Raw genomic sequence first — 14,154 nt, forward strand, 5'->3', positions numbered from 1 at the left:
CCCTCAGCGGGCGGCGGCCACCGCCCCGAGCTGATCCAGCATCAGCCCCACTGCGGGCACGCCTGCCAGGTCCGGCAGGGTCAGCGCCACCACTTCCCGCCGCACCGGCTCGCCCGCGGCGGTCTCCAACGGCACCACCGCCACGCCCTCCCGGCGCACCGCGTCCAGCGCCATGCCCGGCAGCACCGCCACCCCCAGCCCGGCGGCCACCAGGCCGACCACCGCGGGGTAGTCGTCGGTCGCGAAGTCGATCCGGGGCTCGAAGCCCGCCTCCGCGCAGAGCTCCACCAGATGGCCGCGGCACTGCGGGCAGCCGGCGATCCACTGCTCGTCCGCCAGCTCCCCCACCCGCACCGGCCCGCCGTCCGGGCCCGCCAGGCGGTGGCCCGCCGGCACCAGCACCACCAGCGGATCGTCCAGCAGCGGCCGCACCACCAGGTCCGACCAGTCGGTGGCGGCCGCGGACGCCGCCGCCTCCAGCGTCGCCTCGGCCCGGGCCTCGCGTGTGGAGGCGTGCGGGGACGGCACCACGGCGGCGCCGCCCTGCGAGTCCGGGTACCGGAACGCCAGCGCCACCTCGCACTCCCCCGCCCGCAGCATCGCCGACGACGCCGGCGGCTCCGCCTCCTGCAGCGACACCCGCATCCCCGGGCCGGCCGCCCGGACCTGGGCCACCGCCTTCGGCACCAGCGTGGAGCTCGCCGTCGGGAACGAGACCAGGCGCACCCGGCCCGAGCGCAGGCCGGCGATCGCGGCGACCTCCTCCTCGGCGGCGGACAGGCCGGCCAGGATGCCTGAGGCGTGCTTCAGCAGCACCTCACCGGCCTCGCTGAGCTGCATGCCCTTCCCGGAGCGGACCACCAGCGGGGTGGCCACCGACTTCTCCAGGGCCTTCATCTGCTGGCTCACCGCGGGCTGGGTGCAGCCCAGCTCGCGCGCGGCGGCGGAGAAGGAGCCGGTGCGGGCGACGGCGCGGAGCACTCGGAGATGGCGGGCCTCGATCATGGCTCAGTTATAAGCCACCCTTTGACCCCGGCGGAACCGACGGAACCGACGAGGCGGGGGCAGGGGACCTGGGCCTGGGGCCGAGGAGGGCATCCCGCGCCCCGTGCCCCCGGGGCTCAGCCTCATGCCGGAGGCCCGGCCTCCCCGCCGTGGTGGGCGGGAGGGCCGGGCCTCCGGACGGGCTGACCCGGGGTCAGTGGGAGTGGCCGTGGCCGCCGTGCGAGTGGCCGTGACCGTTGTCGGCCTCCTCCTCCTTCTTCTCCACCACGAGGGTCTCGGTGGTGAGCAGCAGGGAGGCGATGGAGGCGGCGTTCTCCAGGGCGGAGCGGGTGACCTTGACCGGGTCGATGACGCCGGCCTTCAGCAGGTCGCCGTACTCGCCGGTGGCCGCGTTGTAGCCGAAGCCCGCGTCCAGCTCGGCGACCTTGTGGGTGATGACGTAGCCCTCGAGGCCGGCGTTCTGGGCGATCCAGCGCAGCGGCTCGGCGAGCGCCTTGCGGACGACCGCGACACCGGTGGCCTCGTCGCCGGACAGGCCGAGGCCGCCGTCGAGGACCTTGGCGGCGTGGACGAGCGAGGCGCCACCGCCGGCGACGATGCCCTCCTCGACCGCGGCGCGGGTCGCCGAGATGGCGTCCTCCAGGCGGTGCTTGCGCTCCTTGAGCTCCACCTCGGTGGCGGCGCCGACCTTGATGACGCAGACGCCGCCGGCCAGCTTGGCCAGGCGCTCCTGCAGCTTCTCGCGGTCCCAGTCGGAGTCGGTGGTGGCGATCTCGGCCTTGATCTGACCGACGCGGCCGGTCACGGCCTCCGAGTCGCCGGCACCGTCGACGAGGATGGTCTCGTCCTTGGTGACGGTGATGCGGCGGGCGCTGCCGAGCACGTCCAGGCCGGCCTGGTCGAGCTTGAGGCCGACCTCCTCGGAGATGACGGTCGCGCCGGTGAGGACCGCGATGTCACCGAGGATCGCCTTGCGGCGGTCGCCGAAGCCGGGGGCCTTGACGGCAACCGCGTTGAAGGTGCCGCGGATCTTGTTCACCACGAGGGTGGACAGCGCCTCGCCGTCGACGTCCTCGGCGATGATCAGCAGCGGGCGCGAGGCGCCGCCCTGCAGGATCTTCTCCAGCAGCGGGAGGAGCTCCTGGATGGAGGAGATCTTGCCCTGGTTGATCAGGATGTACGGGTCCTCGAGGACCGCCTCCTGACGCTCGGCGTCGGTCACGAAGTACGGCGACAGGTAGCCCTTGTCGAACTGCATGCCCTCGGTGAACTCGAGCTCCACGCCGAAGGTGTTGGACTCCTCGACGGTGATGACACCGTCCTTGCCGACCTTGTCGATCGCCTCGGCGATGAGCTCGCCGACCTGGGTGTCCTGCGCGGAGAGGGACGCGACGGCGGCGACGTCGTCCTTGCCCTCGATCTCGCGGGCCACCGAGAGCAGGTGCTCGGAGACGGCGGCGACGGCCTTGTCGATGCCCTTCTTCAGGGCGGCCGGGCCGGCGCCGGCGGCGACGTTGCGCAGGCCCTCGTTGACCAGGGCCTGGGCGAGCACGGTCGCGGTGGTGGTGCCGTCACCCGCGACGTCGTTGGTCTTGGTGGCCACCTCCTTGACGAGCTGCGCGCCGAGGTTCTCGTACGGGTCGTCGAGCTCGACCTCGCGGGCGATCGTCACACCGTCGTTGGTGATGGTGGGGGCGCCGAACTTCTTGTCGATGACGACGTTGCGGCCCTTGGGACCGATGGTCACCTTGACGGTGTCGGCCAGCTTGTTGACACCGCGCTCCAGCGAGCGGCGGGCGTCCTCGTCGAACTGCAGGATCTTCGCCATGTTCCCGTTTCCTCAGGGGTTGTGCGGATGGACCAACAGGCACGCCCCGGCCCGGGTCAGTGCTGACGCGGTTCCGGGGCGTGCTGTGAGGCTTACTTCTCGATGATGGCGAGAACGTCGCGAGCCGAGAGGACGAGGTACTCCTCGCCCTGGTACTTGACCTCGGTGCCGCCGTACTTGGAGTACAGGACGATGTCGCCGACGGCGACGTCGAGCGGCAGGCGCTGGCCATCCTCGAAGCGGCCCGGGCCGACGGCCAGGACGACGCCCTCCTGGGGCTTCTCCTTGGCGGTGTCCGGGATAACCAGGCCGGAGGCCGTGGTGGTCTCGGCGTCGAGCGGCTGGACCACGATGCGGTCCTCGAGCGGCTTGATGGCAACCTTGGTGCTGGTGGTCACGTCCGAGCTCCCCTTCGGAGATTACGGGGTTGTCTAACAGGGAAGGGCGATGTCCGCAGGCCTGCCGTCGCGGGGGTCAGGCGCGCTCCGTCGCGTTGGCACTCCCCTGGGGGGAGTGCCAGGAACGACCATAGGCCGCCGTTAGCACTCAGTCAACCAGAGTGCCAACGGAGTCGTCCGGTGTCCCCGGGTGCGGGTGAGTAGCCGTACTCATGTGCGACCGCGGCGGCGCCGGGACGATGGCGGCATGGCAGCGATCCGACCCTCCGTCACCCGTGACCTCCTGCACACCGCCTGGCTGCTCGCCGTCGAGACGGCGCTCGGCACCGCCGCGGTGTACGCCCTGATCGTCCTGCTGTTCGCGCTCGCCACGCCGGGCAGCGGCGCCGGGGTGGTGGCACTGTGCGCGGCGCTGCTCGTGGCCGCGGTCGCGATGCCGCTCGCGGCGGTCGCGGTCACCGTGCGCCGCGGGTACCGGATCGCGCCGGTCGCGCTGGTGGGCGTCGGACCGGTGCTGGTGGCGGGTGCGCTCACCGCTCTCGGCCACTGAGCGGCGGCCGCGCCGCGGGGCCGGGGAGAATGGCCGGGTGGAGATCGAATCGTTCCGGGCGCTGCTGACCGACCAGGGGCGGGCACTGCTCGCCGAGCTGCGGGAGTTCACCCCGGACCAGGAGCTGGCCCTGGCCACCCGGCTGCGCCGCGACCACCCGGTGGAGCTGGTGCGCGCGGCCTTCGAGCAGGCGCGGCTGCGGCAGCGGGCGCGGGCCAAGTTCGGCGCGGACGCCGACGTCATGTACTTCACGCCGGACGGCGTCGAGCAGGCGACCCGGCGCAGTGTCGCCGAGTGGCGGGCGGCCCGGTTCTCGGGGCTGGGGGTGCGGCGGCTGGCGGACCTGTGCTGCGGCATCGGCGGGGACGCGATCGCGCTGGCCCGGGCCGGGGTGTCGGTGCTGGCGGTGGACCGGTCCCCGCTGACCTGCGCGGTGGCGGAGGCCAACGCGGCGGCACTGGGCCTCGCCGACCGGGTGGAGGTGCGCTGCGCGGACGTCATGGAGGTGGACACCGCCGGGTTCGACGCGGTGTTCACCGATCCTGCGCGGCGCACCGCCCGCGGGCGGGTCTTCGACCCGGAGGCGTACTCGCCGCCGCTGTCCTGGGCGCTGGAGGCGGCGCGGAGCACCCCGTTCGGGGCGCTGAAGGTCGCCCCGGGGATTCCGCACGAGCTGGTGCCGGAGGACGCGGAGGCGGAGTGGGTCTCCGACCACGGCGAGGTGAAGGAGGCGGTGATCTGGTTCGGCACCGGGGCCGAGGCGCCGTACCGGGCGACCGTGCTGCCGGGCGGCGGCAGCCTGGCGGGCACCGGCGACCGGGCCGAGGCCGGCCCGGTGGGGCGCTACCTGTACGAGCCGGACGGCGCGGTGATCCGGGCCGGGCTGGTGGCTGACGTGGCGCGCAGCGTGGGCGGCCGGCTGGTCGACCCGCAGATCGCGTACGTCACGGCGGACGAGCTGGTGCCGACCGCCTTCGCCCACGCGTACGAGATCGGCGAGGTGCAGCCGTACAACGTGAAGCGGCTGAAGGCGCTGCTGCGGGAGCGCGGGGCCGGCACCGTGGTGATCAAGAAGCGCGGGATCGCGATCACCCCGGAGGAGCTGCGGCGGCAGTTGAAGCCGAGCGGGCCGCACGAGGTGACGGTGATTCTGAGCCGGACGGACAACGGTCCGCTGATGATGCTGGGTCAGCCGGCCGCGATGTAGTCCTCCAGGCGGCCGACGGCGAAGCCCTGCTCCTGGATGCGGCTGAGGAGTTCGCCGAACATCTTGGTCATCGTCTCGCCCTTGAGGTCCTTGGGGCCGCGGAAGTGGGCGAGGATGATGTCGCCGGGGCGGAGCTTCTTGTCGGCGGCCTGGTACTGCATGTCGTGGATCTGCATGGACTCGCGCCAGAGCACCACCGCGCGGGGGCCGCACTCGCGGACGGCGGTGTTGAGGGCGGGGGTGTGCGCGCCGTCGCCGTACGGCGGGCGGAACAGCAGCGGCGGGGTGCCGTACTGCTGGGTGAGCGCGGACTGGGCGTCGCAGACCTCGGCCTTCTGGCGGTCCGCGGAGAGCTTGCTCATCGCCGGGTGGTCGGTGGAGTGGTTGTGGATGCGGTTGCCGAGGGCCTGCAGTGGCTTGAAGTAGCCGTAGTCGCCGCGGACGATGTCGCGGGTCAGGAACATCGAGAAGGGCACCTTGAGGTCGGTGGCCATCTCGACGAACTTCGGGTCCTTCTCGGCGCCGTCGTCGATGGTGATGAAGACGACCTTGTCGCCGGTCGGCACCTCGCTGAAGACCGGGACGGGGCCGGTGGCCGGCAGTTTGACCGGCTTGTCGGTGGGGGGCGGCGGTGCGGCGGGCAGCTGCTTGAGGCCCCACTTGGCCCAGGCGGCGGTCCGGTCCTGGGCGGCGGGGGCCGCCGCGGCGGTGGTGCCTGGCGCACCGGAGGCGGGCCGGGCGGGCGGGGCCTGGGCGGCGCGCTGCGGGGTGCCCCCGCCGCAGGCGGTGAGTGCCGCCAGCAAAGCCACCGCCCCCGCGGCACAGGACATGGGCCTCTTCGGCAACGTGCGCTCCCCCCACCCGGCCCGGCGGCGCGCCGGGTCAGCGTCTTCTCAGGAAGGCACGCTACTCGACGTGCGCACTGGTGAACGACCAGCGGTGGACGGGTCGCGCGGTCAACCCGTCCGGCGGATCGGGGACGTGCCCGGGCTCGCCCGTCCACCAGGTGATGAGCAGGACGCGGTCGCCCTCGGCGGTGAGCAGTTCGAGGCGTTCGGGGGCGGCGGCGCGCAGGTCGGGCAGGGCGTGGTCGCGCACCCAGCGCTCCAGGTCGGCGGCCCGCCCCTCGGCGGCGCGGGCCTCCCACATCAGGGCACGGGTCACCGCAGCGACTCGTGCGCGTGCGCGTGGACCTCGGTGTGCGGGACGTGCACCTCGGTGACCGGCAGCGAGGAGTCCGCGGACAGGTCGAGGGCGGAGGGGGTGCGGCCCCGGCGGACCATCTCGGCGCCGAGCGCGGCGACCATGGCGCCGTTGTCGGTGCACAGGCCCGGGCGGGGCACCCGGAGCACGATGCCGGCCCGGTCGCAGCGCTGCTGGGCCATCTCGCGGAGCCGGGAGTTGGCGGCGACACCGCCGCCGATCATCAGGTGGTCGACGCCGTTGTCCTTGCAGGCGCGGACGGCCTTGCGGGTGAGCACGTCGGTGACGGCCTCCTGGAAGGACGCGGCGACGTCGGCGATCGGCACCTCCTCGCCGGCCCGGCGCTTGGCCTCGACCCAGCGGGCGACGGCGGTCTTCAGGCCGGAGAACGAGAAGTCGTAGGCGGGGTCGCTCGCCGTGCTGAGGCCGCGCGGGAAGGCGATGGCCTTCCCGTCGCCGTCGCGGGCCATCCGGTCGACGACCGGGCCGCCGGGGAAACCGAGGCCGAGCACCCGGGCGACCTTGTCGAAGGCCTCGCCGGCGGCGTCGTCGATGGTGGCGCCGAGCGGGCGGACGTCGCTGGTGATGTCGGTGGACATCAGCAGCGAGGAGTGCCCGCCGGAGACCAGCAGGGCCATGGTCGGCTCGGGCAGCCGGCCGTGCTCCAGCTGGTCGACGCAGATGTGCGAGGCGAGGTGGTTGACGCCGTACAGCGGCTTGTCGAGGGCCCAGGCGTAGGCCTTGGCGGCGGAGACGCCGACGAGCAGGGCGCCGGCCAGGCCGGGGCCGGCGGTGACGGCGATGCCGTCGAGGTCGGTGGCCTTGATCCCGGCGGTGTCGAGGGCCCGCTGGATGGTCGGGACCATCGCCTCCAGGTGCGCGCGGCTGGCGATCTCGGGGACGACGCCTCCGTAGCGGGCGTGGTCGTTGACGCTGGAGGCGACCGCGTCGGCGAGCAGGGTGGTGCCGTGGACGATGCCGACGCCGGTCTCGTCGCAGGAGGTCTCGATGCCGAGGACGAGCGGTTCGTCAGCCATTCTTCGGGTCCTTCGAATCGTGCGTGGGGTGGTCGAGGCGCATGACGAGCGCGTCGACGTTCGCGGGCTGGTAGTAGCCGCGGCGGACGCCGACCGGTTGGAAGCCGAACCGCTCGTAGAGCTGCTGGGCGCGCCGGTTGTCGACCCGGACCTCCAGCAGCAGTTCGGTGCAGCCGCGGCGGGCGGACTCCTCGACCAGGTCGGTGAGCAGCGCGGTGCCGAGGCCGGCGCCCTGCAGTCGGCCGTCGACGGCGATGGTCTGGACGTCGCCCTCGGTGCCGACGGCCATCAGTCCGGCGTAGCCGACGATCCGGCCGTCCTCAGTGGCGGCGACGGTGTAGTGACGGGTGCCGCCGGGGTGGGCCTCGGCGAGTTCGGACCAGTACATGGCGTGCGACCAGGCGTCCTCGGGGAACAGCCGCAGTTCGAGGTCCATGACCGGCTCGATGTCCCACCACCGCATCGGGCGGAGGATCACGTCCATCGCACGCCCCTCTCCGCGGCGGGCCGGCCGGTCATGCGGGGAGCACCGCCTTGTAGCCGGCCGGGACCTGGGCGTCCGGGCGGCGCAGGTAGAGCGGGGTGTTGGGCAGCAGCTCGCGGCCGGCGGCGAGTTCGCGGGCGGCGAAGTCGGCGAGGGCGCCGGCCGAGACGTGCTCGGGGCCGGTCGCGCCGGGGAAGGTGTCGGGGTAGAGCAGGGCGCCGGCGCCGACCGAGCGCTGCGGCGCGGTGAGGTCGCCGGGCCGGTCGACGGCGGGGCCGTCGGTGCGCGTGCCGTCGGCGTCGTAGGCGGCCCAGTAGACCTCCTTGCGCCGCGCGTCGGTGGCCGCGGTGAAGGCGCCGGTGAGGCCGTCGAGGCGGGCCCGGTGGGCGATCGCGTCGAGGGTGCAGACGCCGTGCACGGGCAGGCCGAGCGCGTGGCCGAGGGCGGCGGCGGTGACCAGGCCGACCCGAAGACCGGTGTACGGGCCGGGGCCCACGCCGACGGCGATCGCGGTGAGCTCGCGCTTGTCGACGCCGGCGGCGCGCAGCACGTCGCCGATGGTGGGCAGGAGCAGCTCGCCGTGCCGTCTGGCGTCGACCTCGTAGGACTCGGCGAGGACGGCCGTGCCGTCGTGGACGGCGGCGGTGACGGCGGGGGTTGCGGTGTCGAACGCGAGCAGCAGCACGGCACCAAGGTTAGAGGGTCGGCCGCGGGTGCCGCCCCGGTGGTGCGGCAGGGGACGGCGGGGACGGGGGAGAACACACCATCGGATCGCCCCTGCGGGCGGGTGGGGACCTGGCACGATGGGGCGGACACCGGGAGCGAGCGGCGGGAGCGTGCGTGGTGAGGATGGGTCCGGGCGTGCTGGTCTCCGGGCTGACGGCGGGGGCCATGGCGGTGGTGGTGCTCCTGGCCGTTCAGGCGGACGGCGCCGAGTCGCGGGCCGAGGCGGCCAGGGTGGAGGCCGGCCTGCCCGCGGAGCCCTCGCCGAGCGCGGTGGCGCCCGCTCCGTCCGCGCCGGAGCTGCCCGCCTCGTCGGGGACGGGCTACCGGGTGGTGTACTCGGTGTCCCGGCACCGGGTGTGGCTGGTCGACCCGCGGAAGACGCCGCAGCTGCAGGCCTCGTTCGCGGTGACGCCCGGGTCGACGGAGCCGACGCCGGGCAACTACAGCGTGTACAGCCGGACGGCGACCGGGAAGGGCACGGACGGCCGGCAGATCGAGCACGTGGTGCGCTTCACCCAGCAGAGCGGGGTGGTGTTCGGCTTCGGCGCGGCGGCGGACGGCTCGACGGCGCCGCCGGACGCGAGCCTGCGGACGGGCGGGATCCGCTCGTCGCGGGCGGACGGGCAGGTGCTGTGGGACTTCGCGCCGACCGGCACGCGGGTGGTCGTGGCGGAGTGACCCGCGGCCGGTGTCAGGCGGCGCGCGGCGGCGCGGTGGGCTCCGGGTGCTCCTGCGCGGCGGGCCGGGGGCGCGCGGGCGGGGTGGAGACGGCGGCGGCGGACGCGCAGGCGGCCAGCAGGGCGCGCATCGGGACCTCGTCGGCCCGGGCCGGGGTGTCGTCGGAACGGTCCTGCGGCTCGGGTGCCGCAGCGGGGGTGGTGCTCGCCATGGGGCGCCTCCCTAGTTAGGCGGACCTAACCGCAGCACCCATCCCACCACGAGGGCAGGCCGGGCCGCAACACCTTCCCGACGCCGTGTCGGGAAGTGTCGGCGGGCTCGCGCGGCGCGCCGGAGGCTCAGTCCTCGCCGAGGACGGCGAGGTCGACGCCGTCCCAGCGGTTGCCGAGGCCGGTGACGGTGACCCGGCGCGGGTCGAGGTCGTCCGCCTCGGCCGCGGCCCCACCGATCGCGCGGTGGATCCGGACCTCCAGGCGGTCGTCGCTGAGCTGCTCGACCTTGCCCTCGCCCCACTCGACGACGATCACGGACTCGGGCAGCGAGACGTCCAGGTCGAGGTCCTCCATCTCGTCGAGGCCGCCGCCGAGCCGGTAGGCGTCGACGTGGACGAGCGCGGGGCCGCCGGAGAGCGAGGGGTGCACCCGGGCGATCACGAAGGTCGGCGAGGTGACCGCGCCGCGCACGCCGAGCCCGGCGCCGAGGCCGCGGGTGAGCGTGGTCTTGCCGGCGCCGAGCTCCCCGTGCAGCAGCACCAGATCGCCGGGGCGGAGCAGCGCGGCGAGGCCCGCCCCGAGCCTGCCCATCCGCTCGGGCGTGGCGACGGTGAGGGTGAGCTGGTTGCCCATGGGGGTGTTGGTGTCCTTCCGGGTGGCGGCGGGCGCCGCGGTCAGTGGTCGGTGCCGGGGGCCTGCGGGGCGGGGGCGCCCGCGTGGTCGGCGGCCCGGTGCAGCAGCCCGGTGAGGTGCCGGTCGACCTCCTCGGGCCGTTCCAGCATCAGCAGGTGGCCGGTCTCGGGGAGGACCACCAGCTCGGCGCCGGGCAGCGCCCGGGCGATCTCCTCGCTGTGCGCGGGCGGGGTGAGCAGGTCCTCGGTGCCGGCCAGGACGAGGACGGGGATGCCGTCGAGGGCGGCCAGCGCGGCCTTCTTGTCGTGCAGGCCGAAGGCCGGGTAGAACTCGGCGACCACGTCGATCGGGGTGGCGTCGAGGAGCTGCTCAGCGAACCGGACGACCTGCGGGTCGACGTCCTTGGAGCCGAAGGAGAAGCGGCGGTAGAACACTGCGGCGACGTCGGCGCCGATCCGGCGGGTGGCCTCGACGAGTTCGACCTGGCGGCCGAGCAGTCGGACGGTGGCGGGGGCGAGCCGGCGCAGCAGCCGGGCGCCGGCCGCGGGCAGGCCGAGGGTGACGGAGTTCCAGTCGCCGGCCAGGGTGCCGACCAGGCCGACCCCGGCGACGCGCTCGCGGAACAGCTCGGGGTACTGGTCGGCGAGGGCCATGACGGTCATGCCGCCCATGGAGTGCCCGATCAGCACGACCGGGCCCTCGGGGACGACGGCGTCGAGGACGGCCTTGAGGTCGCCGCCGAGCTGGTCGATGGAGGCCGGCTCGCCGGCCAGGTAGGAGCGGGAGCGTTCGGAGCGGCCGTGGCTGCGCTGGTCCCAGAAGACCAGCCGCAGACCGTCCCGGAAGGCGGCCCGCTGGAAGTGCCAGCTGTCCTGGTTGAGGCAGTAGCCGTGGCAGAAGACGACGGTCAGCGGCGGCGGGGTGTCGGCCGGCTCCGGCCGGGCTGGCCGCCCCATGCGGGCCAGGGCGCCGGTGCCGCCGAGCAGGCCGGGCAGTCCGCTGCGGTCGACGCCGGCGGTGCCGCGCCGGCGGGTGAACCATGCGCGCCGCTGCCGGCCGTCCTCCTCGGGCTGCTCGGGCACCGGCTCGTCCCAGCCGGTGCCGTCGAGTTCGACGTACAGCTCGGTGCCGTCGGGCGCGGCGACGGTGCGCGAGCGGCCGCGCAGCGAGCCGTAGGGGGCGGCGGCGTCCAGCTCCTCGCGGGCGCGGCGGCGCATCGAGCGGCCGACGGTGAGGCGTTCGACGGCGACACCGGCGGCGGCGCCGGCCGCGACCACGCCGAGCGATATGCCGATCAGCCCGGCCCGGCTCACGCCGCCGGAGGCCGCCCCGGCGGCCTTGGCCAGCGCGGCGACCGGATTCCCGTCGGCGCCCTCCCCCATCAGAGGCCCGGCCCGTCCCCGGCGCCGACGTAGCGGCGCGGCACGCGGGAGCCGACCCGGGTGATGATCTCGTACGAGATGGTGCCGCAGGCGCGGCCCCAGTCCTCGGCGGTGGGCTCGCCGCGCTCGCCGCTGCCGAAGAGCAGGACCTCCTCGCCGACCGGCGGGGTGTCGCCGCCGAGGTCCACCACGAACTGGTCCATGGCGACCCGGCCGGCGACCGTGCGCCACTTGCCGCCGATCTGCACCGGGCCGGTGTTGGAGGCGTGCCGGGGGATGCCGTCCGCGTAGCCGACCGGGACGAGGCCGAGGGTGGTGTCGCCGGGGGTGGTGTAGTGGTGGCCGTAGCTGACGCCGTGGCCGCCGGGGACGGTCTTGACCAGGGCGAGCCGGGCGGTGAGCGACATCACCGGGCGCAGCCCGAAGTCGGCGGGGGTGCCGATGTCCGGCACCGGTGAGAGGCCGTACATGGCGAGGCCCGGCCGGACGAGGTCGTAGTGCGACTGCGGAAGCAGCAGGGTGGCGGGCGAGTTCGCCAGGTGCCGGACCTCGGGCCGCACGCCCTGGGCCTCGGCGTGGGCGACGGCGGCGGCGAAGCCGTCCAGCTGGGCCTGGACGGAGGGGTGGCCGGGCTCGTCGGCGGCGGCGAAGTGCGACCAGAGGCCGACGACCTCGATCATGCCCTCGGCCTGCGCGCGCAGGGCGGCGGCGACGAGGTCGGGCCAGTCGTGCGGCTGGCAGCCGTTGCGGCCGAGGCCGGTGTCGGCCTTGAGGTGGACGCGGCCGGGCACGCCGGTCTCGCGGACGGCGGCGAGCAGCTCGTCGAGCGCCCACAGGCCGCTGACGGAGACGTCGACGTGCGAGCGCAGCGCCTGGGCCCAGGGGCCGCCCGGCGTCCACAGCCAGCAGAGGATGCGGGCCTGCTCGGGGCGGATGCCCGCGGCGCGCAGCGCCAGCGCCTCCTCGGGGGTGGCGGTGCCGAGCCAGCGCACGCCCGCGGCGACCGCCTCGCGGGCGCACGGCAGCGCGCCGTGGCCGTAGGCGTCCGCCTTGACCACGGCCATCAGCGCGGCATCGGTGCGCGCCCCCAGCGCGGCGAGGTTCTCCCGCAGGGCGGCCAGGTCGATGGCCGCCTCGGCGCGGACCCCGTGGGTGAGGGCGGGAGTTCCGGTCGTCTTCGCAGTTGTCATCGCGTATCAGTCTCCCAGACCGGCGCCGCTGCCCGGCTCACGACCCCGGCCGGGCCCGGCGGTCGTCAGTGGGAGACGCGTGAAACGGAGCATTCGGTTCCGCGGAACGGTACCGTCCCACGATCCGGGCGGCGCGGCCGGTGTCAGCGTCCGGCGGCCGCCGAGCGCACCGTCCGCCAGGCCTCGGGCAGCGCCTCCGCGATGTCCAGGGCGGCCGCCGGGGCACCCGCCGCGGCCGTCCGGCCGGCCAGGCCGTGCAGGTGGGCGGCGACCGAGCCGGCGTCCAGCGGGCCGAGGCCGGCCGCGAGCAGCGAGCCGGCGAGGCCGGAGAGCACGTCGCCGCTGCCCGCGGTGGCCAGCCAGGAGGTGCCGGTCGGATTCACCCGGACGGCGCCGTCCAGGTCGGCGACGACCGTGGTGGAGCCCTTCAGCAGCACCGTCGCCCGGTACGCCGCGGCGAGCCGCCGCGCGGTCGCCAGCCGGGCGCCGGCGAGGTCGTCGGCGGCGGGCGGCGCGCCGCCGTCCGCACCGGCGAGCAGCCGCGCGGCCTCGCCGGTGTGCGGGGTGAGCAGGGTGGGCGCGGTGCGGGCGGCCAGGGCGGCCGGGCCGAGCCGGGCGAGCTCGGTCAGCCCGTCCGCGTCGACCAGCACCGGCACCTGCGCCGCGAGCACCTGCGGCAGCAGCTCCCGCACGCCCTCGCCGGAGCCGGGGCCGACCACCCAGGCCTGCACCCGGCCGGCCTCCGCGGGCCCGCCCGCGGTCACCAGTGCCTCGGGGAAGCGGCGGACCACCTCGTCGGCGGCCGTCCCCGCGTAGCGGACCGCTCCCGCGCCGCCGCGCAGCGCCCCGGCGACGGCCAGCACCGCCGCGCCCGGGTAGCGCGCGGACCCGGCGGCCACCCCGACCACACCGCGCCGGTACTTGTCGCTCTCCGCGCCGGGCACCGGCAGCAGCGCCGCCACGTCCGCGTGCTGCAGCGCGGCGACCGGCGCCGGCGGCGGCTCCAGTCCGATCCCGACCAGCTGCAGCACCCCGGCGTACGAGGCGCCGGGGTCGATCAGCAGCCCTGGCTTGTAGGTGCCGAAGCAGACCGTGACGTCGGCGCGCAGGGCCGCCCCGGGCACCTCGCCGGTGTCCGGGTCCACGCCGCTCGGCACGTCCACCGCGACCACCCGGCCGCGCCGGGGCAGCGCCGCGTACGGCTGCGCCTCGGGCCGGAGCCCGCCCCGGCCGCCGATCCCGACGATGCCGTCCAGTACCAGGTCGGCCCGCTCGAACTCGCCCTGATCCGCCGTCACCCGGCCGCCGGCCGCACGCAGGGCGGCGAGGCCGCCGGCGTGCGCCTTCTCCGGCGCGAGCAGCACCGCGGCCACCCGGGCGCCGCGGCGGGCCAGCCGGGCACCGGCGTACAGGGCGTCACCACCGTTGTCGCCGCTGCCCGCCAGCACCAGCACCCGGCTGCCGTACACCCGCGGCAGCAGCCGCGCGCAGGTCGCGGCGAGGCCGGCGGCGGCCCGCTGCATCAGCGCGCCCTCCGGCAGCCGGGCCATCAGGTCGGCCTCGGCGGCCCGGACCTGCTCGACGGTGTGTGCACGGCGCAAGGCGGCCTCCCGTGGCGGTG

Annotated in this window: 16 protein-coding genes; 3 read left to right on the top strand and 13 right to left on the bottom strand. The window is 75.3% G+C overall.

Features of this window, described 5'->3' with window-relative positions; genetic code table 11:
• Positions 1 to 3: 3 nt before the first annotated feature.
• The 3 genes from AB0P35_RS18625 to groES all read right to left on the bottom strand — a co-directional run bounded on the left by AB0P35_RS18625 (position 4) and on the right by groES (position 3,231).
• On the bottom strand, positions 4 to 1,005 hold the full coding sequence (locus AB0P35_RS18625) for a LysR family transcriptional regulator (protein ID WP_363511865.1): 1,002 nt from the start codon (positions 1,003 to 1,005) through the stop codon (positions 4 to 6).
• A gap of 193 nt (positions 1,006 to 1,198) precedes the next feature.
• Complete coding sequence (gene groL / locus AB0P35_RS18630; protein ID WP_363511867.1) at positions 1,199 to 2,833, bottom strand: chaperonin GroEL; 1,635 nt, start codon at positions 2,831 to 2,833, stop codon at positions 1,199 to 1,201.
• Positions 2,834 to 2,925: 92 nt separating this feature from the next.
• Complete coding sequence (gene groES, locus AB0P35_RS18635; protein ID WP_095874482.1) at positions 2,926 to 3,231, bottom strand: co-chaperone GroES; 306 nt, start codon at positions 3,229 to 3,231, stop codon at positions 2,926 to 2,928.
• A gap of 247 nt (positions 3,232 to 3,478) precedes the next feature.
• On the opposite strand from groES, the gene AB0P35_RS18640 reads away from it, so the two are divergent.
• Both AB0P35_RS18640 and AB0P35_RS18645 read left to right on the top strand, forming a co-directional pair.
• Positions 3,479 to 3,781, top strand: a complete 303-nt coding sequence (locus tag AB0P35_RS18640; RefSeq protein WP_363511869.1) for a hypothetical protein — start codon at positions 3,479 to 3,481, stop codon at positions 3,779 to 3,781.
• Positions 3,782 to 3,818: 37 nt separating this feature from the next.
• Positions 3,819 to 4,988, top strand: a complete 1,170-nt coding sequence (locus AB0P35_RS18645; RefSeq protein WP_095874480.1) for a class I SAM-dependent methyltransferase — start codon at positions 3,819 to 3,821, stop codon at positions 4,986 to 4,988.
• Here the strand turns inward: AB0P35_RS18645 and AB0P35_RS18650 are convergent.
• From AB0P35_RS18650 to tsaB, 5 genes are all read right to left on the bottom strand, one after another.
• Complete coding sequence (locus AB0P35_RS18650) at positions 4,970 to 5,818, bottom strand: polysaccharide deacetylase family protein (RefSeq protein WP_095874479.1); 849 nt, start codon at positions 5,816 to 5,818, stop codon at positions 4,970 to 4,972. The two genes, AB0P35_RS18645 and AB0P35_RS18650, sit on opposite strands and share 19 nt — an antisense overlap.
• A 76-nt stretch (positions 5,819 to 5,894) precedes the next feature.
• Entirely contained in the window at positions 5,895 to 6,152 is a 258-nt protein-coding gene (locus AB0P35_RS18655; protein WP_179419463.1) for a hypothetical protein, read from the bottom strand.
• A complete protein-coding gene (gene tsaD, locus AB0P35_RS18660) occupies positions 6,149 to 7,228 on the bottom strand; it encodes a tRNA (adenosine(37)-N6)-threonylcarbamoyltransferase complex transferase subunit TsaD (RefSeq protein ID WP_363511872.1) in 1,080 nt (359 codons plus the stop codon). Before tsaD ends, AB0P35_RS18655 begins: the two co-directional genes overlap by 4 nt.
• Positions 7,221 to 7,712 carry a ribosomal protein S18-alanine N-acetyltransferase gene (gene rimI, locus AB0P35_RS18665; protein ID WP_095874477.1) on the bottom strand — a complete coding sequence of 164 codons (492 nt, stop codon included), beginning with the start codon at positions 7,710 to 7,712 and terminating at the stop codon, positions 7,221 to 7,223. Before rimI ends, tsaD begins: the two co-directional genes overlap by 8 nt.
• A gap of 31 nt (positions 7,713 to 7,743) precedes the next feature.
• Entirely contained in the window at positions 7,744 to 8,397 is a 654-nt protein-coding gene (gene tsaB / locus AB0P35_RS18670) for a tRNA (adenosine(37)-N6)-threonylcarbamoyltransferase complex dimerization subunit type 1 TsaB (RefSeq protein WP_363511874.1), read from the bottom strand.
• A 164-nt stretch (positions 8,398 to 8,561) separates the two neighbouring features.
• Here tsaB and AB0P35_RS18675 point away from each other — a divergent pair, with 164 nt between their 5' ends.
• Positions 8,562 to 9,116, top strand: coding sequence for a L,D-transpeptidase (locus AB0P35_RS18675; protein ID WP_363511919.1), 555 nt, complete (start codon positions 8,562 to 8,564; stop codon positions 9,114 to 9,116).
• Positions 9,117 to 9,129: 13 nt separating this feature from the next.
• Here AB0P35_RS18675 and AB0P35_RS18680 read toward each other — a convergent pair whose 3' ends face one another.
• The 5 genes from AB0P35_RS18680 to AB0P35_RS18700 form a co-directional block, all read right to left on the bottom strand.
• The gene (locus tag AB0P35_RS18680) at positions 9,130 to 9,327 is read right to left on the bottom strand and encodes a hypothetical protein (RefSeq protein WP_363511876.1); all 198 of its coding nucleotides are present in this window, start codon (positions 9,325 to 9,327) and stop codon (positions 9,130 to 9,132) included.
• 127 nt (positions 9,328 to 9,454) lie between these two features.
• A complete protein-coding gene (tsaE, locus tag AB0P35_RS18685; protein ID WP_363511878.1) occupies positions 9,455 to 9,961 on the bottom strand; it encodes a tRNA (adenosine(37)-N6)-threonylcarbamoyltransferase complex ATPase subunit type 1 TsaE in 507 nt (168 codons plus the stop codon).
• Between the two features lie 41 nt (positions 9,962 to 10,002).
• Positions 10,003 to 11,343: an alpha/beta hydrolase gene (locus AB0P35_RS18690; protein ID WP_363511880.1), complete on the bottom strand. Its 1,341-nt coding sequence runs from the start codon at positions 11,341 to 11,343 to the stop codon at positions 10,003 to 10,005.
• A complete protein-coding gene (gene alr / locus AB0P35_RS18695; protein WP_363511882.1) occupies positions 11,343 to 12,533 on the bottom strand; it encodes an alanine racemase in 1,191 nt (396 codons plus the stop codon). The genes AB0P35_RS18690 and alr overlap by 1 nt, the downstream gene beginning before the upstream one ends.
• 143 nt (positions 12,534 to 12,676) lie before the next feature.
• Entirely contained in the window at positions 12,677 to 14,134 is a 1,458-nt protein-coding gene (locus AB0P35_RS18700) for an NAD(P)H-hydrate dehydratase (protein WP_363511884.1), read from the bottom strand.
• Between the last annotated feature and the right edge of the window lie 20 nt (positions 14,135 to 14,154).

This window comes from Kitasatospora sp. NPDC085879 (assembly GCF_040686255.1).
Lineage (GTDB): Bacteria > Actinomycetota > Actinomycetes > Streptomycetales > Streptomycetaceae > Kitasatospora.

Bases quoted from the DNA above. Each gene is read 5' to 3' on its own strand.
- tsaE (WP_363511878.1), bottom strand. From the start codon at position 9,961: ATGGGCAACCAGCTCACCCTCACCGTCGCCACGCCCGAGCGGATGGGC.
- groL (WP_363511867.1), bottom strand. From the start codon at position 2,833: ATGGCGAAGATCCTGCAGTTCGACGAGGACGCCCGCCGCTCGCTGGAG.
- AB0P35_RS18650 (WP_095874479.1), bottom strand. From the start codon at position 5,818: ATGTCCTGTGCCGCGGGGGCGGTGGCTTTGCTGGCGGCACTCACCGCC.
- AB0P35_RS18675 (WP_363511919.1), top strand. From the start codon at position 8,562: ATGGGTCCGGGCGTGCTGGTCTCCGGGCTGACGGCGGGGGCCATGGCG.
- AB0P35_RS18690 (WP_363511880.1), bottom strand. From the start codon at position 11,343: ATGGGGGAGGGCGCCGACGGGAATCCGGTCGCCGCGCTGGCCAAGGCC.
- AB0P35_RS18680 (WP_363511876.1), bottom strand. From the start codon at position 9,327: ATGGCGAGCACCACCCCCGCTGCGGCACCCGAGCCGCAGGACCGTTCC.
- tsaD (WP_363511872.1), bottom strand. From the start codon at position 7,228: ATGGCTGACGAACCGCTCGTCCTCGGCATCGAGACCTCCTGCGACGAG.
- rimI (WP_095874477.1), bottom strand. From the start codon at position 7,712: ATGGACGTGATCCTCCGCCCGATGCGGTGGTGGGACATCGAGCCGGTC.
- AB0P35_RS18640 (WP_363511869.1), top strand. From the start codon at position 3,479: ATGGCAGCGATCCGACCCTCCGTCACCCGTGACCTCCTGCACACCGCC.
- AB0P35_RS18625 (WP_363511865.1), bottom strand. From the start codon at position 1,005: ATGATCGAGGCCCGCCATCTCCGAGTGCTCCGCGCCGTCGCCCGCACC.
- alr (WP_363511882.1), bottom strand. From the start codon at position 12,533: ATGACAACTGCGAAGACGACCGGAACTCCCGCCCTCACCCACGGGGTC.